This window comes from Actinomadura monticuli (assembly GCF_041463655.1).
GTDB lineage: Bacteria > Actinomycetota > Actinomycetes > Streptosporangiales > Streptosporangiaceae > Spirillospora > Spirillospora monticuli.
In genome coordinates, this window is sequence record NZ_JAXCEI010000024.1 from 1 (window position 1) to 21,971 (window position 21,971).

At 72.6% G+C, this 21,971-nt stretch carries 19 protein-coding genes; 4 read left to right on the forward strand and 15 right to left on the reverse strand.

Translation table 11 applies throughout. From position 1 onward, the window contains the following. Positions 1–522: 522 nt before the first annotated feature. The 11 genes from tyrS to argC form a co-directional block, all read right to left on the reverse strand. Entirely contained in the window at positions 523–1,803 is a 1,281-nt protein-coding gene (gene tyrS, locus SM611_RS34400; protein WP_371954517.1) for a tyrosine--tRNA ligase, read from the reverse strand. Positions 1,804–1,879: 76 nt separating this feature from the next. Then, a complete protein-coding gene (locus tag SM611_RS34405) occupies positions 1,880–2,221 on the reverse strand; it encodes a hypothetical protein (RefSeq protein WP_371954518.1) in 342 nt (113 codons plus the stop codon). Between the two features lie 85 nt (positions 2,222–2,306). Continuing rightward, positions 2,307–2,942 (reverse strand): DNA-3-methyladenine glycosylase, encoded by a 636-nt coding sequence (locus SM611_RS34410; RefSeq protein WP_371954519.1) that lies wholly within the window; start codon positions 2,940–2,942, stop codon positions 2,307–2,309. Positions 2,943–3,022: 80 nt separating this feature from the next. After that, on the reverse strand, positions 3,023–4,441 hold the full coding sequence (gene argH / locus SM611_RS34415) for an argininosuccinate lyase (protein WP_371954520.1): 1,419 nt from the start codon (positions 4,439–4,441) through the stop codon (positions 3,023–3,025). A gap of 277 nt (positions 4,442–4,718) precedes the next feature. After that, the gene (locus tag SM611_RS34420) at positions 4,719–5,921 is read right to left on the reverse strand and encodes an argininosuccinate synthase (protein ID WP_371954521.1); all 1,203 of its coding nucleotides are present in this window, start codon (positions 5,919–5,921) and stop codon (positions 4,719–4,721) included. Between the two features lie 63 nt (positions 5,922–5,984). Next, entirely contained in the window at positions 5,985–6,488 is a 504-nt protein-coding gene (locus tag SM611_RS34425) for an arginine repressor (RefSeq protein WP_371954610.1), read from the reverse strand. Between the two features lie 8 nt (positions 6,489–6,496). Further along, a complete protein-coding gene (argF, locus tag SM611_RS34430) occupies positions 6,497–7,414 on the reverse strand; it encodes an ornithine carbamoyltransferase (protein WP_371954522.1) in 918 nt (305 codons plus the stop codon). A gap of 2 nt (positions 7,415–7,416) precedes the next feature. Then, positions 7,417–8,610 carry an acetylornithine transaminase gene (locus SM611_RS34435; protein ID WP_371954523.1) on the reverse strand — a complete coding sequence of 398 codons (1,194 nt, stop codon included), beginning with the start codon at positions 8,608–8,610 and terminating at the stop codon, positions 7,417–7,419. Continuing rightward, positions 8,607–9,545, reverse strand: a complete 939-nt coding sequence (gene argB, locus SM611_RS34440) for an acetylglutamate kinase (protein WP_371954524.1) — start codon at positions 9,543–9,545, stop codon at positions 8,607–8,609. Before argB ends, SM611_RS34435 begins: the two co-directional genes overlap by 4 nt. Next, positions 9,542–10,699 carry a bifunctional glutamate N-acetyltransferase/amino-acid acetyltransferase ArgJ gene (gene argJ, locus SM611_RS34445; protein ID WP_371954525.1) on the reverse strand — a complete coding sequence of 386 codons (1,158 nt, stop codon included), beginning with the start codon at positions 10,697–10,699 and terminating at the stop codon, positions 9,542–9,544. Before argJ ends, argB begins: the two co-directional genes overlap by 4 nt. Next, the gene (argC, locus tag SM611_RS34450; protein WP_371954526.1) at positions 10,696–11,724 is read right to left on the reverse strand and encodes an N-acetyl-gamma-glutamyl-phosphate reductase; all 1,029 of its coding nucleotides are present in this window, start codon (positions 11,722–11,724) and stop codon (positions 10,696–10,698) included. The genes argJ and argC overlap by 4 nt, the downstream gene beginning before the upstream one ends. Positions 11,725–11,962: 238 nt before the next feature. Between argC and SM611_RS34455 the strand changes: the two genes are divergently transcribed. From SM611_RS34455 to SM611_RS34465, 3 genes are all read left to right on the forward strand, one after another. Next, a complete protein-coding gene (locus SM611_RS34455) occupies positions 11,963–12,490 on the forward strand; it encodes a MarR family winged helix-turn-helix transcriptional regulator (protein WP_371954527.1) in 528 nt (175 codons plus the stop codon). Continuing rightward, positions 12,487–13,455 carry an ABC transporter ATP-binding protein gene (locus SM611_RS34460; protein ID WP_371954528.1) on the forward strand — a complete coding sequence of 323 codons (969 nt, stop codon included), beginning with the start codon at positions 12,487–12,489 and terminating at the stop codon, positions 13,453–13,455. Before SM611_RS34455 ends, SM611_RS34460 begins: the two co-directional genes overlap by 4 nt. Positions 13,456–13,566: 111 nt before the next feature. Beyond that, complete coding sequence (locus SM611_RS34465) at positions 13,567–14,406, forward strand: ABC transporter permease (RefSeq protein WP_371954529.1); 840 nt, start codon at positions 13,567–13,569, stop codon at positions 14,404–14,406. A gap of 426 nt (positions 14,407–14,832) precedes the next feature. On the opposite strand, the gene SM611_RS34470 is transcribed toward SM611_RS34465, so the two are convergent. Both SM611_RS34470 and SM611_RS34475 read right to left on the reverse strand, forming a co-directional pair. Further along, the gene (locus SM611_RS34470) at positions 14,833–15,567 is read right to left on the reverse strand and encodes a DUF7873 family protein (RefSeq protein ID WP_371954611.1); all 735 of its coding nucleotides are present in this window, start codon (positions 15,565–15,567) and stop codon (positions 14,833–14,835) included. Between the two features lie 73 nt (positions 15,568–15,640). Further along, positions 15,641–17,257, reverse strand: a complete 1,617-nt coding sequence (locus tag SM611_RS34475; RefSeq protein WP_371954530.1) for an ABC-F family ATP-binding cassette domain-containing protein — start codon at positions 17,255–17,257, stop codon at positions 15,641–15,643. Positions 17,258–17,618: 361 nt separating this feature from the next. Between SM611_RS34475 and SM611_RS34480 the strand changes: the two genes are divergently transcribed. Then, positions 17,619–18,191 (forward strand): hypothetical protein, encoded by a 573-nt coding sequence (locus SM611_RS34480; RefSeq protein WP_371954531.1) that lies wholly within the window; start codon positions 17,619–17,621, stop codon positions 18,189–18,191. Positions 18,192–18,250: 59 nt separating this feature from the next. Here the strand turns inward: SM611_RS34480 and pheT are convergent, their stop codons facing one another. Both pheT and pheS read right to left on the reverse strand, forming a co-directional pair. Then, positions 18,251–20,728 carry a phenylalanine--tRNA ligase subunit beta gene (gene pheT, locus SM611_RS34485; RefSeq protein WP_371954532.1) on the reverse strand — a complete coding sequence of 826 codons (2,478 nt, stop codon included), beginning with the start codon at positions 20,726–20,728 and terminating at the stop codon, positions 18,251–18,253. Next, positions 20,728–21,837 (reverse strand): phenylalanine--tRNA ligase subunit alpha, encoded by a 1,110-nt coding sequence (pheS, locus tag SM611_RS34490; protein WP_371954533.1) that lies wholly within the window; start codon positions 21,835–21,837, stop codon positions 20,728–20,730. The genes pheT and pheS overlap by 1 nt, the downstream gene beginning before the upstream one ends. Between the last annotated feature and the right edge of the window lie 134 nt (positions 21,838–21,971).

Genomic DNA, 21,971 nt, shown 5'->3' on the forward strand with positions numbered 1-21,971 from the left:
AAGAAATCCCCACCAACCCCCCGAAAGAGGATGGCCACGGGGCGACCCGGCCAACAGACCGAGCCGATAAAGGCACTGGCTTTTAACACGCTGTTGAGTTCTCAAGAAACGGACACCCACCGCACCGAACCCCCGCTCTCGCAGGACCCGGCTCCGGGGCAACCCTTCAAGCCTACCCAATCCGTCCCGTTTGTCCAACTCTGGAGCGGATTGGTCTCCGCGTCCCGATCGATGGAGACAGATCTCCATCGAGATGGTCTGCAGAGGATCCCCTTCGGGGCCGGCCGCCTCTTCGGCGTCCCGCTCCCCCGTGGGGCGAGTAGAACATTAGATCCACTCGCCAGGGGCGTCAAATCGACCGTGAACGAGGGTGAAACCCCAGGTCACCTGCTGTTTTCAGGGTCAGGTTACTGCCCGGAACCCTGCCTCGTAACCGCACTGTGACGTGTATCTACCGAAGTTTGCCCGCGACATGACGACCGCCCGCCCGGCGGGCTTCCGGGCGGGCGGCGACAAGGCGGTTCAGGACGCGGTGACCTCGACGCCCCCGACATTGCGCTTGCCGCGGCGCAGGACGAGGAAGCGACCGTGGAGCAGGTCGCCGACCGCCGGCGCGGCGTCCTCCGACTCGACCTTGGCGTTGTTGAGGTAGGCGCCGCCCTGGGCGATGGCGCGGCGGGCCTCCGACTTGCTCTTGCACAGGCCCGACGCCGCCAGGAGGTCCACCACGGTCGGCAGGTCGGCGCCGGACGGCACCTCGGCGCGGGGCACCTCGGCCAGCGCCGCGTTCAGCGTCCGCTCGTCCAGCTCCTCCAGGGACCCCTGCCCGAACAGCGCCCGGGAGGCGGCGACGACGCGGGCCGTCTCGTCCGCGCCGTGGACGAGCGTCGTCATCTCCTCGGCGAGCGCCCGCTGCGGGGCCCGAGCCGCCGGGCGGTCGGCGCCCTGCTTGACGAGGTCCTCGATCTCCTCGCGGGGACGGAAGCTGAAGAACTTCAGGAACTGCTCCACGTCCCGGTCGTCGGCGTTGATCCAGAACTGGTAGAACGCGTACGGCGAGGTCAGTTCCGGGTCGAGCCAGTAGGTCTCGCCGCCGGCGGTCTTGCCGAACTTCGTGCCGTCGGCCTTGGTGAGGAGCGGCGTGGTCAGCGCGTGCGCGCTGCCGCCCTCCACGCGGCGGATCAGGTCGACCCCGGCCGTGAGGTTGCCCCACTGGTCGCTGCCGCCCGTCTGCAGCAGGCAGCCGTGCCGCCGGTACAGCTCCAGGAAGTCCATCGACTGGAGCAGGACGTAGCTGAACTCGGTGTAGCTCATGCCGGTCGAGTCGAGCCGGGCCTTGACCGTCTCGCGGGCGAGCATCCGGTTGACCGGGAAGTGCTTGCCGATGTCGCGCAGGAACTCGATGGCGGACATGGGGCCCGTCCAGTCGAGGTTGCTGACCATCGTCGCACCGCTCGGGCCGTCGTTGAACTCGAGGAACTTCGACACCTGGCCGCGGACCCGCTCGACCCAGCCCGCGACGGTCTCCTCCGAGTTGAGGACGCGTTCGGCGCTCTTGCCGCTCGGATCGCCGATGAGGCCGGTGGCGCCGCCGACGAGGCCGATGGGCCGGTGGCCCGCCCGCTGGAAGCGCCGCAGCGTGAGGATCTGGATGAGGTTGCCGAGGTGCAGCGAGGGCGCCGTCGGGTCGAACCCGCAATAGAGCGTGACCGGTCCCGCGGCGAGCAGTGCCCGCAGTTCGTCCAGATCGGTGGACTGCGCGATCAGGCCGCGCCACGCGAGATCATCCAGGATGTCGGTCACGGTCTCCCTCGTCTCCGGCTTGCATGTCCTCCGCCCGCCAGCCTGCACCGGCGGGCGCGTGTCACGCCAACGATATTCAACGGCCCTCGCGGTAGCGCACCGGAACGAACAGCTCGTGTCCCGAGTTGAACGCCACCCGGACACCGTCCGCCTGCCACTTCACGCTCTCGATCTCAAGGGCCACCCCGGTGTTCAGCTCCACGTGCTCGAAGTGGCCGTAGGCCAGGCCCGGATCGTCGCCGATGTAGACGTCATGACCCTGGTACCGGTCGAACACCCGGCTCGACACGCGGATCAGCCCGACGTACCGCGCTCCCTCCGCCTCGAACTCCACCGACTTCGGCTTCTCCACCCTGTTGACCACGACGCGGTCGATCGCGACGACGGCCGCGGCGGCGACCAGGAGCGCCACAAGCACGGTGCGGAAGACCCTCCTCGGACGCCGGGCCCCGGGGGCGGGCGGCGCCGCCGACGCCGGCGTGGGCACGGCCGGAGGGGCGGGGTCAGTCATTCGCGCCGACCTTCCTGCGCCGCCTCGGAACGTGCGGCCGGTACGGGGAGACGGTCGGGTCGCCGTCGATCCAGAACCGCCACGGCACCTCCTTGGCGCCGTTCACGCCGGTCCGCGGCCCGCTGCGGATCAGTGCCGGATCCGCGGCCTCGCCCCTGAGGACGGTCATCTCCCCGCCGGGCATGCACACGTCCAGGCCGTTCTGCTCGCGTGCGATGCCGAGTGCCTGGCAGAGCCTGGCCGGGCCGCGGGCGAGGTCGCGGACGGTCGAGCGGGGACGGCGCGCCCGGGCGACGTCGTCACCCGCGATGATCTCGCCCGCGCGGAGCAGCACCGCCATGGACGTCCCCTCCGGGCCGCAGACCAGGTTCATGCAGAAGTGCATGCCGTAGGTGAAGTACACGTAGACGTGCCCGGGCGGCCCGAACATCACCTCGTTGCGCGGCGTCCGCCCCCGGTAAGCGTGGGAGGCCGGGTCCAGCGGGCCCGCGTACGCCTCCACCTCGGTGAGCCGCGCGGCCACCTCGCCGTCCGCCGTGCGGTGGGTGATCACATGCCCGAGCAGCGAGGGCGCGACCTCGTCGACCGGGCGGTCGAAGAAGTCCCGTGGCAGCAACGCTCCGTCCATCGCCTCACCGTCGTGTAGGGGGTACGCCGGGACGCCAGCCTACGGGGCGTCCCGGCGGTGGCGCGGCACGCCGGGCGGGGTCAGGCGTCGGAGCCCGACGCCCAGGCGGCGTGCTCGTTGACCTGGGCGCGCAGCGCGGTGATCTGCTCGCGGACGCGGTCGGGCGCCGTCCCCCCGTACGCCTTGCGCGACGCCAGGGCGCCCTGGACGTTCAGCACCTCGCGGACGTCCGGCGTCAGGTGCGGCGACACCTTGCCGAGCTCCTCGTCGGTGAGGTCGTCGAAGTCCTTGTCGTTGACCTGGCACCAGACGACGAGGTGGCCGACGACCTCGTGCGCGTCGCGGAACGCCACGCCGCGCCGGACGAGCAGCTCGGCCAGGTCGGTGGCGAGGGCGAACCCGTCCGGGGCGAGGGCCTCCAGCCGCTCGGTGTTCACCCGCATCGTCGCGATGAGCCCCGACATGGCGGGCAGGACGAGCAGCAGCGTCTCGACCGCGTCGAACGCGCCCTCCTTGTCCTCCTGCAGGTCGCGGTTGTAGGTGAGGGGCAGGCCCTTGAGCGTGGTGAGCAGGCCGACGAGGTGGCCGATGAGGCGGCCCGCCTTGCCGCGCGCCAGCTCCGCGACGTCGGGGTTCTTCTTCTGCGGCATGATCGACGACCCGGTGGCGTAGGTGTCGTCCATCTCGATCCAGCGGAACTCCTGCGACGCCCAGAGGCACACCTCCTCGCCGAGGCGCGACAGGTGCACGCCGGCAAGCGCGGCGGCGAACAGGAACTCGGCGACGAAGTCTCGGTCGGCGACGGCGTCCATGGAGTTCGGCGCGGCGGCGTCGAAGCCGAGCTCGGCGGCGGTGGCCTGCGGGTCCAGCGGCAGGGACGAGCCCGCGAGGGCGCCGGAGCCGAGCGGTGAGATCGCCGCGCGCCGGTCCCAGTCGCGCAGGCGGTCGATGTCGCGGGTCAGCGGCTGGACGTGCGCGAGCAGCTGGTGGGAGAACAGCACCGGCTGGGCATGCTGCAGGTGCGTCATGCCCGGCGCGGCGACGCCGAGGTTGTGCTCGGCCTGCGCGATCAGCGCCGTCTCCAGCTCGACGAGCCGGGACACGATCTGCCGGGCGTGGTCGCGCAGGTACAGGCGCAGGTCGGTGGCGACCTGGTCGTTGCGGCTGCGGCCGGCGCGCAGCTTGCCGCCGAGGGCGCCGAGCCGCTCCAGCAGGCCGCGCTCCAGGGCGGTGTGGACGTCCTCGTCGGCGACCGTCGGCCGGAACTCACCGGACCTGCACGCCTCCTCCAGGTCGTCCAGGGCACCGATCATGCGTTCCAGCTCGTCGTCGGTGAGCAGCCCGGCCCGGTTGAGGACGCGGGCGTGCGCGCGCGAGCCCATCAGGTCGTAGGGGGCGAGCCGCCAGTCGAACTGGACGCTCACCGAGAGCCGCGCGAGCGCGTCCGACGGGCCGCCTTCGAACCGGCCGCCCCACAGCCGCGTCGGTGCCTTCGTCACGTAGATCCTCTTCTTCCCACCGCTGAACGTTGTCGTCTCATCTCACCACGCACGGCCGTCCCCGCCACGGCCGGGCGCGCGCGCACCGCGCGAGGACGCCCCTCACGGGCGCCCCCCACGCGGTGGCGTCGCGTCCGCCAAGATTACGGCGAACCGTCCTCCAGCCCCCACCCGCCGCCACCCAAACGACAAGCTCCGCTCGGCCGACCGTCCTCCAGCCCCCACCCGCCGCCATCCAAACGACGAGCTTGGACTGGCGGAGCCGGGGCGCGGCGCCTCAGGACTCCAGGTCGCGGTCGCGCTTCGCGGCGATCTTGCTGGGCAGGCTCCAGAGCTCGACGAAGCCCTTGGCGAGGCTCTGGTCGAAGGCGTCGCCGGTGTCGTAGGTGGCGAGGTCGTAGCTGTAGAGGGACGCGTCGCTGCGCCGGCCGGTGACGACGGCGCGGCCGCCGTGCAGCGTCATCCGGACCTCGCCGGACACGTGCTTCTGCGCGTCGGCGATGAACGCGTCCAGGGAGTCCTTGAGCGGCGAGAACCACAGGCCGTCGTACACCAGCTCGCCCCACCGCTGGTCGACGGACCGCTTGAAGCGGGCCAGGTCGCGCTCGACCGTGACGTTCTCCAGCTCCATGTGCGCGGCCATCAGCGCGATCGCGGCCGGGGCCTCGTACACCTCGCGGCTCTTGATGCCGACGAGGCGGTCCTCGACCATGTCGATGCGGCCGACGCCCTGGGCGCCGGCGCGCCGGTTCAGCTCGGCGATGACCTGGTACGGGGTGAGCGGGCGGCCGTCCAGCGCGACGGGCACGCCCGCGGCGAACGTGATGACGACCTCGTCGGCCTCGCGCGGCTCGGCGGGGTCGGCGGTGTAGTCGTAGACGTCCTCGATGGGCCCGTTCCAGATGTCCTCAAGGAACCCGGTCTCGACGGCCCGGCCCCACAGGTTCTGGTCGATGGAGTACGGCGACTTCGCCGAGACGTCGATCGGGAGGCCCTTGTCCTCGGCGAACGCGATGGCCTTGTCGCGCGTCCAGGCGAAGTCGCGGGCGGGCGCGATGACCTTGAGCTCGGGGTCGAGGGCGGAGAGGCCGGCCTCGAAGCGGACCTGGTCGTTGCCCTTGCCGGTGCAGCCGTGCGAGACGGTGGTGCCGCCGAACTCCTTCGCGGCCGACACCAGGTGCTTGACGATCAGCGGCCGCGACAGCGCCGACACCAGCGGGTAGCGGTCCATGTAGAGGGCGTTGGCCTGCATCGCGGGGACGCAGAAGTCCGCGGCGAACTCCTCCTTGGCGTCCACGACGACGGCCTCGGCGGCGCCGCAGGCGAGGGCCCGCTTGCGGATGGTGTCGAGGTCCTCGCCGCCCTGGCCGACGTCGACGGCGACGGCGATGACCTCGCCGCCGGTCTGCTCGGCGAGGTACGGGATGGCGACGGAGGTGTCCAGGCCCCCGGAGTACGCGAGTACGACGCGCTCGCTCATGGTCTTTGTCTCCTGTGCGAAGTGTTCGGATTCGGAAGGCTGGGATGGGGCCGCCAGGCGGCCCTAGCTTCGTCGTTCGCGCCCGTTGGTCAGCCTGAGGAGCGCTTGCGCGACGTCCTCCCCGCCGTTGGGGTCGCGGGCGATGACGAGGATCGAGTCGTCGCCCGCGACGGTCCCGAGGATCGTCGGCCATTCGGCGTGGTCGATCGCCGAGGCCAGGTACTGCGCGGCCCCGGGCGGGGTCCGCACCATGACCAGGTTGGCCGACGCCTCGGCCGAGACGAGCAGCTCCGCGGCGAGCCGGGAGAGCCGTCCGGTGAAGGTCTCGGCGGCCCCGGTGCGGGCCCGCCGGATCCGCTCGCCGCCCTCTCCGGGGACGGCGTAGATCAGGCTGCCGTCGTCGGCGCGCAGCTTCACCGCGCCGATCTCGACCAGGTCGCGCGACAGCGTGGCCTGGGTGACCTCGACGCCCTCGTCGCCGAGAAGCTTCGCGAGCTCCCCCTGCGAGTGGACGGGATGCCGGGTCAGCAGCTCGATCACCCGGGCGTGCCGGGCGGCCTTGGTCATGGGGGTCGTCACCGGGAGCGCTCCAGAAGCCAGACGAGCAGCGCCTTCTGGGCGTGCAGCCGGTTCTCCGCCTCGTCCCAGACGCGGCTCTGGGGGCCGTCCATGACGGACGCGGCGATCTCCTTGCCGCGGTAGGCGGGCAGGCAGTGCAGGACGATCGCCTCGGAGTCGGCGAGGGCGAGCAGCTCCTCGCCGACCGCGTAGGGCTCGTAGAGCGAGGTGTCCTTGCCGTCCTGCCCCATCGACACCCACGTGTCGGTGGCGAGGACGTCGGCTCCGGCGGCGGCCCGCGCGGCGTCGTCGGTGACGGTCACGGACCCGCCGGTGGCGGCGGCGATCTCGGTGGCGCGCGCCACGATCGCGGGGTCCGGCGGCAGGGACGCGGGGGCGCCGACGCGGACGTGCATCCCGGCGGTGGCGCAGCCGAGCAGGTAGGAGTGCGCCATGTTGTTGGCGCCGTCGCCGAAGTAGGAGAGGGTGGCGCCGGCGAGGTCGCCCTTCGCCTCCCGGACGGTCTGCAGGTCGGCGAGGATCTGGCAGGGGTGGAACTCGTCGGTGAGGGCGTTGACGACCGGGACGGTGGTGCCGGCGGCCATCTCGTCGATGCGCTCCTGCCCGGCCGTCCGCCACACGATGGCGCTGACCTGCCGCTCCAGGACGCGCGCGGTGTCGGCGATGGTCTCGCCGCGGCCGAGCTGGCTCGTTCCCGCGTCCATCACCAGGGGGTTGCCGCCGAGTTCGGCGATGCCGACGGTGAAGGACAGCCGGGTCCGGGTGGACGGCTTGTCGAACAGGACGGCGACCGACCGCGGGCCCTCCAGCGGCCGGTGCCCGAACCGGTCCTTCTTGATCTTCGCGGCGAGGTCGAGGACGTCGGCCTGCTCGGCCGGCGTGAGGTCGTCGTCGCGGAGGAAGTGCCTGGTCACGGTCATCCCTCCCGTCCGGCGGAGGCGGCGTCGAGGACGGCCGGGAAGGCGTCGGCGAACGACTGCGCCTCCGCGGCGGTGAGGACGAGCGGCGGCGCGACCCGCAGCGCGCCCGGCTGCACCGCGTTGACCAGGAAGCCGGCGTCGCGCGCGGCGGCCTCCACGGCCGGCGCGTGCGGTCCGGTGAGGACGGCGGCGCGCCACAGCCCGCGGCCCCGCACGCCCGCCAGCAGCGGATGGTCGATGGCGCCGAGCCCGGCGGCGAGGACGTCGCCGACCGCGACGGCGTTGGCGAGCAGGCCGTCCTTTTCGATGGTGCCGAGGACGGCGAGGGCGGCGGCGGCCCCGACCGGGTTGCCGCCGAAGGTGCTGCCGTGGTCGCCCTTGGCGAACAGGTCGCCGTGCGGGCCGAACGCGACGCACGCGCCGATCGGCAGGCCGCCGCCGAGGCCCTTGGCGAGGGTGAGGACGTCCGGCCTGGCGTTGTCGTGCTCGAACGCGAACCAGGTGCCGGTGCGGCCGATCGCCGACTGGATCTCGTCGGCGACGAACAGGGCGCCGGTCGCGTCGCAGATCGCGCGGGCGGCGGCGAGGTAGCCGTCCGGCGGCGGAACGACGCCGCCCTCGCCGAGCGCGGGCTCCAGGAAGACCGCCGCGCAGTCCTCGTCCACGGCGGCCTTCAGCGCGTCCGCGTCACCGTAGGGGACGAACCGGACATCGATGGCGAAGGGCCCGAACGGCTCCCGGATCGCGGCCTTGCCGGTCAGCGACAGCGCCCCCATCGTCCGGCCGTGGAACCCGCTCTCCGCCGCGACGAAGTACGACCGGCCGTTCGCCTTCCCGTACTTCACGGCGAGTTTCAGCGCGCACTCGTTGGCCTCGGTGCCGCTGTTGCTGAGGAACACCCTGCCGTCGCCGCCGAGCAGCTCCCGGAGCCGCTCGGCGAGCAGCACCTCGGGCTCGTGCAGGAACAGGTTGGACGTGTGCGCCAGCGTCGCGACCTGCGACGACACCGCCTCCACCAGCGCCGGGTGGCCGTGGCCGAGCGAGCTGACCGCGATTCCGGCGATCAGGTCGAGGTACTCGCGGCCGTCCGCGTCCCAGACCCGGCAGCCCTCGCCGCGCGCCAGCGCGAGCGGCGGGACGCCGTAGTTCGGCATGAACGCGGCCTCGAACCTTCGCCTGAGGTCGCTCATGGCGTCACCTCGGCAGGGGCGCCCGGGAGGCTGGGCAGCACCATCGTTCCGATCCCTTCGTCGGTGAAGATCTCCAGCAGCAGCGAGTGCGGGACGCGGCCGTCCAGCACGTGGGCCTGCGGGACGCCGCCGCGCACGGCCGCCAGGCAGGCCTCCATCTTCGGCACCATCCCGGCGGACAGGCCCGGCAGCAGCGCGGCCAGCTCGTCGGTGGTGAGGCTGTCGATCACGTCGTCGCTGTCGGGCCAGTTCGCGTAGAGGCCGTCGACGTCGGTGAGGACGACCAGCTTCGCCGCGTCCAGCGCGACGGCGAGCGCCGCGGCGGCCGTGTCGGCGTTGACGTTGTAGACCTGGCCGTCGTCGCCGCGCGCGATGCTGGAGACGACCGGGACGCGGCCGTCGTCCAGCAGCGCCCGGACGGCGCCGACCTGCACCTCGACGATCTCGCCGACCTGGCCGATGTCGACCGGCGCGCCGTCCACGATCGCGTGCTTGCGCTCGGCGGTGAGCAGGTTCGCGTCCTCGCCGGACATGCCGAGCGCGAACGGGCCGTGCCTGTTGATGAGGCCGACGACGTCGCGCTGCACCTGCCCGGTCAGCACCATCCGGACGACCTCCATGGCCTCCGGGGTGGTGACGCGCAGCCCGGCGGTGAACGCCGACTCGATGCCGTTGCGGGCGAGCGCCGCGCTGATCTGCGGGCCGCCGCCGTGCACGATCACCGGCTTCAGCCCTGCGTAGCGCAGGAACACGATGTCCTCGGCGAACGAGTGCCGCAGCGCTTCCTCCGTCATCGCGTGCCCGCCGTATTTGATCACGACGGTCTTGCCGTGGAACCGCTCCAGCCACGGCAGCGCCTTGATGAGCGTCTCCGCCTTCGGCAGCACGCCCGCCCGGTTGCCGCGGATCTCCGCGCCGCTGGTGACCGCGCTCATGTCGAGTACGCCGAGTTCTCGTGGACGTAGTCGGCCGTGAGGTCGGTCGTCCAGACGGTGGCGCTGTGCGGGCCCGCCGACAGGTCGACGGTGATCGTCACGTCCCGGGGCCGCAGGTCGACCTTGTCCCGGTCGTCGCCGGACGCGCCGTTCCGGCACACCCACACCCCGTTGATCGCGACGTTGAGGTGGTCCGGCTCGAACACCGCGTCGGTGGTCCCGACCGCCGACAGCACCCGGCCCCAGTTCGGGTCCTCGCCGTGGATCGCGCACTTGAGCAGGTTATTGCGGGCGATGGACCTCCCGACGGTGACGGCGTCGTCCACAGACGCGGCGCCGACGACCTCGATGGCGATGGCCTTGGAGGCGCCCTCGGCGTCCACGAGCAGCTGCCGGGTGAGGTCGGCGCACACCTCGGTGAGCAGCGCGGTGAACTCCTCCTCGTCGGGGACGGTCTCCGCCGCGCCGGACGCCAGCAGCAGGACGGTGTCGTTGGTCGACATGCAGCCGTCGGAGTCGAGCCGGTCGAGGGTGGCGCCGGTCGCGGCGCGCAGCGCCCGGTCGAGCGCCTCGGCGGGCAGGTCGGCGTCGGTGGTGACGACGCACAGCATCGTGGCGAGGGACGGGGCGAGCATGCCGGCGCCCTTCGCCATCGCGCCGATCATGTAGCCGCCGGCGCCCTGCCGGAAGGAGATCTTGGCGACGGTGTCGGTGGTGCGGATCGCGTCGGCGGCGGCGAGCCCGCCGTCGCCGCGCGACAGCTCGGCGGCGGCCTTGTCGACGCCGGGCAGCAGCAGATCCATGGGGAGCCGCTCGCCGATCAGGCCGGTGGAGCAGACCGCGATCTCGCCGGCGGAGTCCTCCAGCAGCTCGGCGGCCTTCTCCGCGGTGGCGTGGGTGTCCTGGAAGCCGCGGGCGCCGGTGCAGGCGTTGGCGCCGCCGGCGTTCAGCACGACCGCGCGGACGCGGCCGCCCTTGAGGACCTGCTCCGACCACAGCACGGGCGCGGCCTTCACGCGGTTGCGGGTGAAGACGCCGGCCGCCGCGCGGGACGGCCCGTCGTTGACGACGAGGGCCACGTCGCGGGTCCCGCTCGGCTTGAGCCCGGCGACGACGCCTGCGGCGCGGAAACCCCGGGGGGCGGTGACGCTCAAGGGGACACTCCGATCGTGGTCAGCCCGAGTTCTTCCGGGAGGCCGAGGGCGATGTTGGCGCTCTGGACCGCGCCGCCCGCGGTGCCCTTGGCGAGGTTGTCGACGGCCGCGACGACGACGACGCGGCCTGCGGCCTCGTCCAGGGCCGTCTGGAGGAGGACGGTGTTCGCGCCGAGCGTCATGGACGTGGCGGGCCAGGTGCCCTCGGGCAGCAGGCCGACGAACGGTTCGCCGCCGTAGGCCGTCTCGTAGGCGGCGCGCAGCGCCGCGGCGGTCACGCCGGGACGGGCCTTGGCCGTGCAGGTGGCGAGGATGCCGCGGCTCATCGGCGCGAGCGTCGGGGTGAAGGAGACCGTGACCGGCTCCCCCGCGGCCGCGCTGAGGTTCTGCACCATCTCGGGCGTATGCCTATGCGTGCCGCCGACCGCGTAGGCGGCGACCGAGCCCATGACCTCGCTGCCCAGCAGGTGCGGCTTGAGGGCCCGTCCGGCGCCCGAGGTGCCGGACGCGGCGACCACGACGGCGTCGGGTTCGGCGAGCCCGGCCGCGAGCGCCGGGAACAGCGCGAGGGAGACGGCGGTCGGGTAGCAGCCGGGGACGGCGACCCGCTTGGCGCCGCGCAGCGCGTCCCGGTGGCCGGGCAGCTCGGGCAGGCCGTAGGGCCAGGTGCCCGCGTGGGGGGTGCCGTAGAAGGCCTCCCAGGCGGCCGCGTCGGCGAGCCGGTGGTCGGCGCCGCAGTCGACGACCAGCACGTCCTCGCCGAGCCGTGCGGCGAGCGGCCCGGACTGGCCGTGCGGCAGCGCCAGGAACACGACGTCGTGGCCGGCCAGGGTGTCGGGGGTGGTCTCGGCCAGGACGCGCCCGGCCAGGGATCGCAGGTGGGGCTGGTGCGCGCCCAGCTCGGTGCCCGCGTTGGAGCCGGCCGTCAGCGCGCCGATCTCGAACTCTGGATGTGCCGCCAGGATGCGCAGCAGCTCGCCGCCCGCGTAACCGCTGGCGCCCGCCACCGCCGTCCGGATTCCCATCGCCCCATGCCCTCTCGAAGACAACAAGCAAGAGTATGCATGACCTTGGATGCCTATTCAACGCCGGGGGCCCGTTGTCCCATCTGCCGAGACGAGCGCCGCGCGGTCGCGGCCCTGTGTCAACTATGGTTGACACCCGGGGTCTGTCAACCTATGTTGACAGCAAGGAGTCCGGACGCGAGTATTTAGGGGGCTAAAGGTTTGCCAACTAAAGTTCAGACCTCTAACATCATCGCCCATGGGGAACTTCGGTATCGACGACCTCAAGGTGTACGGCCCCATGGAGGAGTGGCCGATCGGCAGGCTCTTCGCCGCGGCCTCGCGGCTGGCGGGCCCCGTCGTCTGGCGGATCGTCGAGAAGCACGGCATCAGCCCCGCCGGGTACTTCCTGCTGCGGCTGCTCATCGTCGAGGACGGGCTGCGCCCCGGCGAGGTCGCCAAGCGGCTGCACGTGACCCCCGCCACGGTCACCTCGGTGGTCGACACTCTGGAGCGCAACGGGCACGTGCGGCGCGAGCCCTCCTACCGCGACCGGCGCGGGGTCATGCTGCGCATCACCGACTCCGGCCGCGAGCTGCTCGCGGAGAAGTCCGAGCCCATCGGGCGGGACCTCGCCCGCCTCTACGACGTGGCCGACGAGGACGACGTCGAGGCGGTCCGCCGGTTCCTGCTCCGGCTGATCGAACGGCTCGAGAACCATCCCGACGACAGCGATCTCCACGACGACAACGACGACGAAGAGGAAGCGGAGGGAGACGGCGCATGACCGAACCCCCGGAGGCCGCCGTACGCACGGTCGGCCTCGAGAAGACCTATCCCGCGGCCGGGCCGCGCCCGGCGGTCCCCGCCGTGCGGGGCATCGACCTGGACGTCCCGCGCGGCGAGTTCTTCGGGCTGCTCGGCCCGAACGGCGCGGGCAAGTCCACCACCATCGGCATGCTCACCACGCTGGTCGTCCCGACCGGCGGCAGCGCGCGGGTGACCGGCCTGGACGTGGTGCGGGACGCCGTAGAGATCAAGCGCCGCATCGGCGTGGTCTCGCAGAACAACACCCTCGACAGCGACCTGACCGTCGTCGAGAACCTGGAGTTCCGCGGCCGGTACTTCGGGCTGGGCGCCCGGGACGCCCGCAAGCGCGCCGCCGAGCTGCTGGAGCTGTTCGGGCTGACCGAGCAGCGCGGCGGCAACCCGTTCGAGATCTCCGGCGGGCAGGCCAAGCGCGTCATGATCTGCCGCGCCCTCATGCACGGCCCCGAGGTGCTGTTCCTGGACGAGCCGACCGCCGGCCTCGACCCGCAGACCCGCACCAACCTGTGGGAGGTGCTGCGCGGCCTCCAGGCGGGCGGGCAGACGATCCTGCTCACCACCCACTACATGGAGGAGGCCGAGGCGCTCTGCGACCGGGTCGCGGTCGTCGACCACGGCAGGATCCTCGCCAGCGGCACGGTGGACCAGCTGAAGTCCGGCGCCGGCGCCGACACCGTCATCACCGTCTCCTACGACGCCCCCGCGCCGGAGGAGATCAAGGCGCTCTCCGACCGGAAGGGCGTCAGCAAGGTCGAGGTGAACGACGGCCAGATCCGCGTCTTCGCCGCCGAACCCGACGGCATCCTCGGCGAACTCGTCGAGATCGGGGCCGCGGCCGGAGTCGGGGTCACCGACGCCAGCCAGCTGCGCCCCAGCCTGGAGACCGTCTTCCTCGCCCTCACCGGACGGGACTACCGCGATTGACCTGACAGCCCGCCGGCCCGGCGGGATGTCAGGCCGGCCCGGCTCTCATCGGCCGCGCGTCACACCACGTACCCCACTCGCCGCCCCCCGCGGCCGGATTGGAGAGTTCCGATGAGCACCACCGTCCTGGCGCCGCCGCCTCCGGCGCGGGCGACCGTTCCGCGCACGTTCGCCGCGATGATGGCGCGCGAGGCGCGGGTCATGCGCAAGAACTTCCTGTCGACGTTCGTCCGGGTGCTGGTGCAGCCGGTGATGTTCGTGTTCGTCTTCGCCTACGTCCTGCCCAAGCTGGGCGGCGGGGCCATGGCGGGCGGGCCCGGCGGGCCGTCGTTCTCCACCATCCTCGTGCCGGGCCTGGTCGGCTCGTCCATCATCATGCAGGCGATGATGGCGGTGATCTTCCCGCTGATGATGGAGCTGACCTGGCAGAAGTCCATCACCGACCGGGCGCTGGCGCCGGTGCCCATCCCGCTGCTGGCCGCCCAGAAGATCATCGCCGCGGCGGCGCAGGGGCTGATCGGCGGCCTGCTGGTCTTCCCCGCGGTGCTGTTCATCCACGCCGACGGCCAGTCGCCCGAGGTGCACGTGGACAACTGGCCGGTGCTCATCCTGGTCATGGTGGCCGGATCGCTGATGTCCGCCGCCGGCGGGCTGCTGCTCGGCACGATCATGAATCCGCAGAAGGTCCAGGTCCTGTTCGCGATGGTGCTGCTGCCGATGACGATGCTCGGCTGCGTGTACTACCCGTGGTCGGCGCTGGACGACATCCGCTGGCTGCAGATCGCCAGCCTGTTCAACCCGCTCGTCTACGTCAGCGAGGGGCTGCGCAGCGCGCTCACCCCGAACATCCCGCACATGCCGGCGTGGGCGTTCCTGCTGGCCATCGTCGGCGGGACGGTCCTGCTGGCGTGGGCCGCGACCCGCACCTTCACCAGGCGCGTCCTCACCTGAGGGGAGCGGGAGCGGGGCCCGGGGGTTTTGCCATCCCCCGGGCCCCTGTGGTTACCGCCCAGTTCGCACGCCGGTGCGAGGCGGACGCGGATCATCCTGAGGCCCTTGTGCGTTGCCGTTACGCCATCGCCCCACGAGCGGAGCGAGCCGGATTCGAACCGGCATCCCAAGGGTTGTCGTCCACGTCCGCGCGATCCGGCGATCGGCGGTGAATGCTGAGCCTGGAGCGAGAATCTGAGGTTGAGCGGGCGGCTGCCTCTACCGGTTGGGCCACCCCGGCGCGGGTGCCGGGGGCGGGACTCGAACCCGCACTGAACGCTCGCCCTGATCAGCTTCGGCTTCAGCTTCAGCTTGCGCTCCTCGCGCACCCCCCGCGCGGCGGCGGGGGGATCCTCTTCAGTTGTCGCGGGCCGGGCCGGTGCCGGCTCAGCCGAAGATGTAGCCGAACAGCGCGTCGCCGACGCGCTGGTCGGTCACCTCGGTGCCGTTGGCCTCCTCCCGCGCGAACTTCACGGCGTCCCGCAGCTTCTCCACGCGGTCGAGCAGCTCGTTGACCCGCCGGGCGGGCAGCGCGCCGGAGAACTTCACCGTCGTCCAGTGCCCGACGGTGACGTCCTCGTAGTAGACCTCGACCTGGGCGGGGTGCTTCTCCGTCGCCTCCGCCTTGACGTGGTTGCGCGGGATCTTCTTGGTCTTCACCGTGCGGACGGGCTCGGTGCGCCACACGTCGGTGGACGGGTCGAACGTCCACGTCTCGGCCGCGTCCAGGATCGGCAGCCTCCGCAGGAAGGAGTGCAGGTCGGTCAGCTGCTTCTCCAGGAAGAGCAGGTAGGTGACCGGCACGTCGCGCACCAGGGCCGTCCCGTCCACGGTCACGTCGGCACGCGCCGCGCAGTTCGCCCAGTCCTTGGTGGCGGTGACGTCGAACAGCCGCGTGAGGGAGCGCGTCACGTCGCGCAGCACGCCCTCGACCGTGACCTGGACCCGGGTGGACTCGGGGGACAGCTGCTCGCCGTCCTCGTCCTTCGGCTGGTACGTCCGCGAGATGCCGGACAGCAGCGGCCCCTTCTGCGTCGACTGGCCGGCCGCCGCCAGATCCTGGACGGACTTGCTCTTCACGCCCTTCTCGACGGCGATGATCTGGTTGAGCTTCGTCGGCATCTCGTTCACGTCCCCTCGTCAGCGAGCACGACCGTAGCAGCGGCGATATCGCAAGATCACCCCATTTATTCGGTTACATCGGCTCGGTTTCGCTGAGGCCGGCGGCGCGGTCCATCCGCAGCCAGCGGGTGATGCCGAGGGTCCGCAGGAACGGCAGGTCGTGGCTCACCACGATCAGCGCGCCCTCGTAGGCGGCGAGGGCCTGCGCGAGCTGCGCCGCGCTGGCCATGTCGAGGTTGTTGGTCGGCTCGTCCAGCAGGAGGAGCCGCGGGGCGGGCTCGGCGAGCAGCAGCGACGCCAGCACGGCGCGGAACCGCTCCCCGCCCGACAGGGTCGCGGCCCGCTGCTCGGCGCGGGCGCCGCGGAACAGGAACCGGGCCAGGCCCGCCCTGATGTCGGTCACGGCGGCGGACGGCGCCTGGGCGCGGACGTTGTCGATGACGCTGGCGTCGCCGTCCAGGACGTCGAGGCGCTGCGGCAGGTAGCGGACGCCGTCGACGCCGATCCTGACCGCCACCCCCTCCAGCGTGCGCTCCCCCGTGAGCGCGCGCAGCAGCGTCGTCTTGCCGGAGCCGTTCGGGCCGGTCACCGCGATCCGCTCCGGGCCGCGGACGATCAGCTCGGTGAGCGTGCCCGTCTCCGGCTCGGGCGCGGTCAGTCCCGTCACGGTGACGACCGTGCGCCCGGCCGGGACCCGGGTGGCGGGCAGCTCGACGCGGATCTCGGCGTCCTCGCGGACGCCCTCCTCGGCCTCGCTGAGCCGGGTGCGGGCGCCGGCGAGCCGTTCCTCGTGCATGATGCGGTGCTTGCCGGCCGACTCCTGCGCGGCCCTCTTGCGCGCCCCCATGACGATCTTCGGTTCGCGCTTGTTCTCCTGCATCTTCTTGCCGTAGCGCTGCCGGCGGGCCAGCTTGACGTGGGCCTCCTCCAGTTCGCGTTTCTGACGGCGCAGGTCGGTCTCGGCCGCCCGGACCGTCCGTTCGGCGGCCTCCCTCTCGACGGCCAGGAGCTCCTCGTAGGCGGACAGGTTCCCGCCGAACGTCCGGATCGCGCCGTCGCGCAGGTCGGCGATCTCGTCGACGCGGTCGAGCAGCTCCCGGTCGTGGCTGACGACGACGAGCACGCCCGTCCAGGACGCGACCGCGTCGTAGAGGCGGCGCCGCGCGTCCAGGTCGAGGTTGTTGGTGGGCTCGTCCAGGAGCAGGACGCCGGGACGGGCCAGGAACCGCGCGGCGAGCCCGACCATGACGGCCTCGCCGCCCGACAGGGTCGGGACGGTCCGGTCCAGGTCGAGGCTGCCGAGGCCGAGCCGGTCGAGTTCGGCGCGGGCGCGCTCCTCGACGTCCCAGTCGTCCCCGACCGCGGTGAAGTTCTCCTCGGTGGCCTCGCCGCGCTCGATGGCGTGCAGGGCGGCGCGGGTCGCGCTGATGCCGAGCAGGTCCGAGACGGTGGCCGCGCCGTCCAGGACGAGATTCTGCGGCAGGTAGCCGATCTCCCCGTCGACGGCGACGGTGCCCGACGCGGGGCGCAGCTCACCGGCGATGATCTTCAGCAGGGTGGACTTGCCGGACCCGTTGACGCCGATGAGGCCGGTCCGGCCGGTGCCGAACGCGGCGTCGAGGCCGTCCAGGACGACGGTGCCGTCCGCCCAGGCGAAGGACAGGTCCGAGCACACGATGGCGAATGACATGAAAGGCGGTCTCCATGGGTTTCGAGCGGTTTCGGGCTGCATGGAGACACCGCGGGATCGCGCGACGCGCCGGCGGGCATGAGAAAGCCCGGCGGGACGAGGGTCCGCTCTGAGGTCACGTGCGCGGGCCGGAGACGGCCTTACGCGCGGTGTCGGACCTCAGATCCTCAATGGACTCCCCTGCCGGGCGGCGATGTGACGTCGTCCAGTATACGCGACCGCTTATCGCAACACAAGTAGCGATAAGACCCGGCATCCTTGGTCGGATGGGAACCGTCAGCCCCGTGTTCGCCGGGCGCGCCGCCGAACTGGCCAGCCGCGACACCCAGCCGTCGGCGGCCGACGGCGGGAGTCGACCATCGTGGTGATCTCGCTGGCCGGCGAGCGGCGGATGGGGACGCTGCCGCTGCTGGCCATCGCACCGTCCGGGCACATGCCCGTCTATCTCGGACGCGGGCTCCAGTGGACGGTGACCGGCATGACCAGCTCGCTGGTCGCGTGGGTCGTCCTGCCGCCCCTGCTCGGCGTCCCGCTGCCGTGGCCGCGCGCCGCGTACGCGATACCGGCCGTCCTGCTCATCCTGGCGAGCAGCTACGGGTACGGGTGCGCGCTGGCGGGCATCGCGCTGCGCCTGCGCGGCGTCGAATGGCTCGTGCTCAACCTCGCCTACGGGCTCGTGATGACGTTCGGCGGCGTGAACGTCCCCGTCGAGGTGTGGCCCGCCCCGCTGGAGGCCGCGACGCGGGCGCTGCCGGTCGTCCACGGGCTGGAGGCGGTGCGCGGCATCCTCGGCGGCGCGCCCGTCGGAAGCGTCATGCGCCTCCTCGCGACCGAGGCGCTCGTCGGGGCCTGCTGGTACGGGGTGGCGGCCCTGTCGATGGACCGGCTCGTCTCCGCCGGCCGCCGCGACGGAAGCCTGGACCACGCGGGCTGAAACGCTCACGCGCCCCGGCCCCGGCGGCAGGCCGGGGGTCGGGGCGCGTTCGGCCGATGTCACGCGCCGCGCAGGACGGCTCCGGTGCGCTCGGACGCCGCCGCCACCGCGGTGTCGCGGGCCTGCGACGCCTCCTCGGCGGTCAGCGTCCGGTCGGGCGCGCGGAACCGCAGCGAGTACGCCAGGGACTTGCGGCCCTCCCCCACCTGCTCGCCGGTGTAGACGTCGAACAGCCGGATCGCCTCCAGCAGGCTCCCCGCCCCGTCGCGCAGCGCCGACTCCACGTCGGCCGCGGGCACCGCGGAGTCGACGATCACGGCCACGTCCTGGGTCGCGACCGGGTAGGACGACACATGCGGGGCCCGCACGGTGACCGGCTCGCCGAGGCGGCGCAGCTCCAGCTCCATCGCGCACGACCGCGCCGGCAACCCGTACGCCTTGGTGACGCGCGGGTGCAGCTCGCCGGCGTGGCCGACCAGGGTGTCGCCGTTGTAGAGCGCGGCGCAGCGGCCGGGGTGCCAGGGGGCGTGCTGGTCGGCCCGCACCGTCAGCTCCACGCCCGCCTCCCGGGCCACCGTGCGGGCGGCCTCGATCGCGTCCGCCCACAGCGCCGGACGTCCCTCGCCCCACCAGCCGGACGGCTCCCGGTCGCCGGACAGCACGACCGCCACCCGGTGCGGCTGGTCGGGCAGCGCCGCCTCGAGACGCGTGATCTCCTCGGCCGCCGGGCCGCGGTCCACGGCGAGGCGCGGCGCGCGCTCCGGCGCGTCCGGCCGCGGCCGGAACACCACGCCCAGCTCGTACAGGCCGGCGTCGCCGAAGCCGCGGCCCACGTTCAGCGCCAGGACCTTCAGCAGGCCCGGCAGCAGCGTGGTGCGCAGCAGCGGCTCCTGCTCCGACATCGGGTTCGCGAGCCGCAGCGTCCGGCGGCGGGCGTCGTCCGCCGGGAGCTGGAGGCCGTCCAGGTCCTTCTCGGCGAGGAACGGGAACGCCAGCGCCTCGACGTAGCCGGCGCCCGCGAGCGCGCGGCCGACCCGGCGGCGCAGCCGCTGCCCGGCCGTCAGCCCCTGGCCCGCGCTGGGGCGCGGCGCCCTGGCCGGGATGTCCTCGTAGCCTTCGAGGCGGATGACCTCCTCGGCGAGGTCGTTCGGGTCGGTCAGGTCGGGACGCCAGGACGGCGGCGTCACCGTCAGCACGTCGCCCCCCTCGACCGCGCAGCCGACCTGCTCCAGCCGCCGGACCACCGCGTCCCGCCCGTAGGCGACGCCCGCGACCCGGTCGGGGTGCCCGGCGGGCATCGTGACCGTGACCGGCGCGACCGGAGCCTCGGCGTGCGTCACGCCCGGCACGATCTCCGCGCCGCCCAGCTCGGCGAGCAGCCGCACCGCCCGGTACGAGGCGTACAGCGGCAGCTCGCGGTCGACGCCGCGCTCGAACCGGTGCGACGCCTCGCTGTGCAGCCGGTGGCGGCGGCTCATCCGGGCGGTGCCCATCGCGTCGAAGTGCGCGGCCTCGATGACCATGTCGGCCGACCGCTCGTCGATCTCGGTGGCGAGCCCGCCCATCGTGCCGGCCATCGAGATCGGCCCCGACTCGTCGGTGATGAGGATGTCGTCGGGGTCGAGTGACCGCTGGACGTGGTCGAGCGTCTCCAGCTTCTCGCCGGGCTCGGCGCGTCGCACCACGATCGGGCCGGTCAGCTTGCGCCGGTCGAAGGCGTGCAGCGGCTGGCCCAGCTCCAGCATCAGGTAGTTGGTGACGTCCACGGCGAGTGACACCGGGCGCATCCCGGCGCGGTGCAGCCGGACCTGCATCCACATCGGGGTCCGCGCGTCCGGATCGAAACCCCGCACCTCCCGCAGCACGAACCGGTCGCACGCGCCGGGGTCGCCGATGCTCGCCGGATACGCCTCGCTCTCCGCCGCGGGGATCTCCACGTCGGCCGGGTCCTTGAACGGGACGCCGTAGGCGGTGGCGGCCTCCCGGGCGAGGCCGCGGATCGACAGGGCGTAGCCGCGGTCGGGGGTGACGGCGATGTCGAGGACGTCGTCGCGCAGCCCGAGCAGCTCGATCGCGTCCGCGCCGACGGGCGCGTCCGGCGGCAGCACGAGGATGCCGCTGTGGTCGTCGCCGATGCCCAGCTCGGTCACCGAGCAGATCATTCCCTCGGACAGCCGCCCGTAGGTCTTGCGGGCGCCGATCTCGAACCCGCCGGGCAGCACGCCGCCCGGCAGGATCACCACGACGCGGTCGCCGGCGGCGAAGTTGGTGGCGCCGCACACGATGTTCTGCGGCTCACCGGTGCCGTTGGCGTCGCCGACGTCCACCCGGCAGTAGCGGATCGGCTTCTTGAAGCCGGTCAGCTCCTCGATCGCCAGGACCTCTCCGACGACGAGCGGGCCGGTGATGTCGGCGCCGGCCTGCTCGACGGTCTCGACCTCCAGGCCCGCCGCGATCAGCTCGGCGGCCAGCGCGCGGCCCGTGACGCCGGCCGGGAGCTCGGCGTACTCGCGCAGCCAGGAAAGCGGGGCCCGCATCAGATCTCCATCCCGAACGGGAGGGTGAACCGGACGTCGCCCTCCACCATGTCGTACATGTCCTCCACGCCATGCCGGAACATCAGCGTCCGCTCGACGCCCAGCCCGAACGCCCAGCCGCTGTAGCGGTCGGGGTCGACGCCGCAGGCCACCAGCACGCGCGGGTTGACCATGCCGCAGCCGCCCAGCTCGATCCAGCCCTCGGAGCCGCACGTCCGGCACGGGTCGGCGCCCGGCTCGGCGGACGCGCCCCGGCACACGAAGCACTGCATGTCCACCTCGGCGGACGGCTCGGTGAACGGGAAGTACGACGGCCGGAACCGGGTCTTCAGCCCCGCGCCGAACATGCCGGTGACGAACGCGTCGATGCCTCCGCGCAGGTCGGCCATCGTCAGGCCCTCGTCGACGGCGAGGCCCTCCAGCTGGTGGAAGACGGGGCTGTGCGTGGCGTCCAGCTCGTCGGTGCGGAACGTGCGTCCCGGCGCCACCACGTACACCGGCAGCTCCCGGGACAGCAGCGACCGGATCTGCATCGGCGACGTGTGCGTGCGCATCACCAGGCCCGACTCCTCCGACTCCACGAAGAAGGTGTCCTGCATGGTGCGGGCCGGATGGTCGGGCAGGAAATTGAGGGCGTCGAAGTTGTACCACTCCGCCTCGACCTCGGGGCCCTCGGAGACCTCGAAGCCCATGGAGACGAAGACGTCGGCCATCCGCTCCTGCATCGTGGTCAGCGGGTGGCGGGCGCCGCGCGGGGCGCGGTCCCACGGGAGCGTGACGTCGACGGTCTCCTCGACGAGGACGCGCTGGTCGCGCTCCTCCTCCAGCTCGGCCTGGCGCTCCTTCAGCGCCTTGGCCACCGCGCCGCGGGCGGCGCCGATGCGCTTGCCGGCGTCGGCGCGGGCCGCGGGCGGCAGCGCGCCGATCTCGCGGTTGGCGAGCGCCAGCGGAGAGCGGTCGCCGGCGTGCGCCAGGCGGACCTGCTTCAGTGCGTCGAGGTCGGCGGCCGCGGCGATGGCCGCGAGCGCCTCGTCACGCGCCCGCTCCAGCTCATCGGGCTGCAGCGCGGACACCTCGACGGGGTCATAGGACTTGTTGGGTGCAGACATGGTGGTGTGATCGACTCCGGTCGGCGTGGGACGCCCGCAGTCTAGTGCGCGGGCGGTGAAGATCCGGAAAGCGTGCGCGGAACGCGCTGGCCCGACCAGGAACCCGGGTCCGGTCGCGACCGTCGGCGTGCGCC

What these genes read in the sequence shown, in the direction of transcription:
- SM611_RS34410 (WP_371954519.1), bottom strand. Translation starts at nt 2,942, where the DNA reads ATGGACGGAGCGTTGCTGCCACGGGACTTCTTCGACCGCCCGGTCGAC.
- SM611_RS34420 (WP_371954521.1), bottom strand. Translation starts at nt 5,921, where the DNA reads ATGAGCGAGCGCGTCGTACTCGCGTACTCCGGGGGCCTGGACACCTCC.
- SM611_RS34425 (WP_371954610.1), bottom strand. Translation starts at nt 6,488, where the DNA reads ATGACCAAGGCCGCCCGGCACGCCCGGGTGATCGAGCTGCTGACCCGG.
- SM611_RS34435 (WP_371954523.1), bottom strand. Translation starts at nt 8,610, where the DNA reads ATGAGCGACCTCAGGCGAAGGTTCGAGGCCGCGTTCATGCCGAACTAC.
- argB (WP_371954524.1), bottom strand. Translation starts at nt 9,545, where the DNA reads ATGAGCGCGGTCACCAGCGGCGCGGAGATCCGCGGCAACCGGGCGGGC.
- argC (WP_371954526.1), bottom strand. Translation starts at nt 11,724, where the DNA reads ATGGGAATCCGGACGGCGGTGGCGGGCGCCAGCGGTTACGCGGGCGGC.
- SM611_RS34455 (WP_371954527.1), top strand. Translation starts at nt 11,963, where the DNA reads ATGGGGAACTTCGGTATCGACGACCTCAAGGTGTACGGCCCCATGGAG.
- SM611_RS34460 (WP_371954528.1), top strand. Translation starts at nt 12,487, where the DNA reads ATGACCGAACCCCCGGAGGCCGCCGTACGCACGGTCGGCCTCGAGAAG.
- SM611_RS34465 (WP_371954529.1), top strand. Translation starts at nt 13,567, where the DNA reads ATGAGCACCACCGTCCTGGCGCCGCCGCCTCCGGCGCGGGCGACCGTT.
- SM611_RS34470 (WP_371954611.1), bottom strand. Translation starts at nt 15,567, where the DNA reads ATGCCGACGAAGCTCAACCAGATCATCGCCGTCGAGAAGGGCGTGAAG.
- SM611_RS34475 (WP_371954530.1), bottom strand. Translation starts at nt 17,257, where the DNA reads ATGTCATTCGCCATCGTGTGCTCGGACCTGTCCTTCGCCTGGGCGGAC.
- pheT (WP_371954532.1), bottom strand. Translation starts at nt 20,728, where the DNA reads ATGCGGGCCCCGCTTTCCTGGCTGCGCGAGTACGCCGAGCTCCCGGCC.
- pheS (WP_371954533.1), bottom strand. Translation starts at nt 21,837, where the DNA reads ATGTCTGCACCCAACAAGTCCTATGACCCCGTCGAGGTGTCCGCGCTG.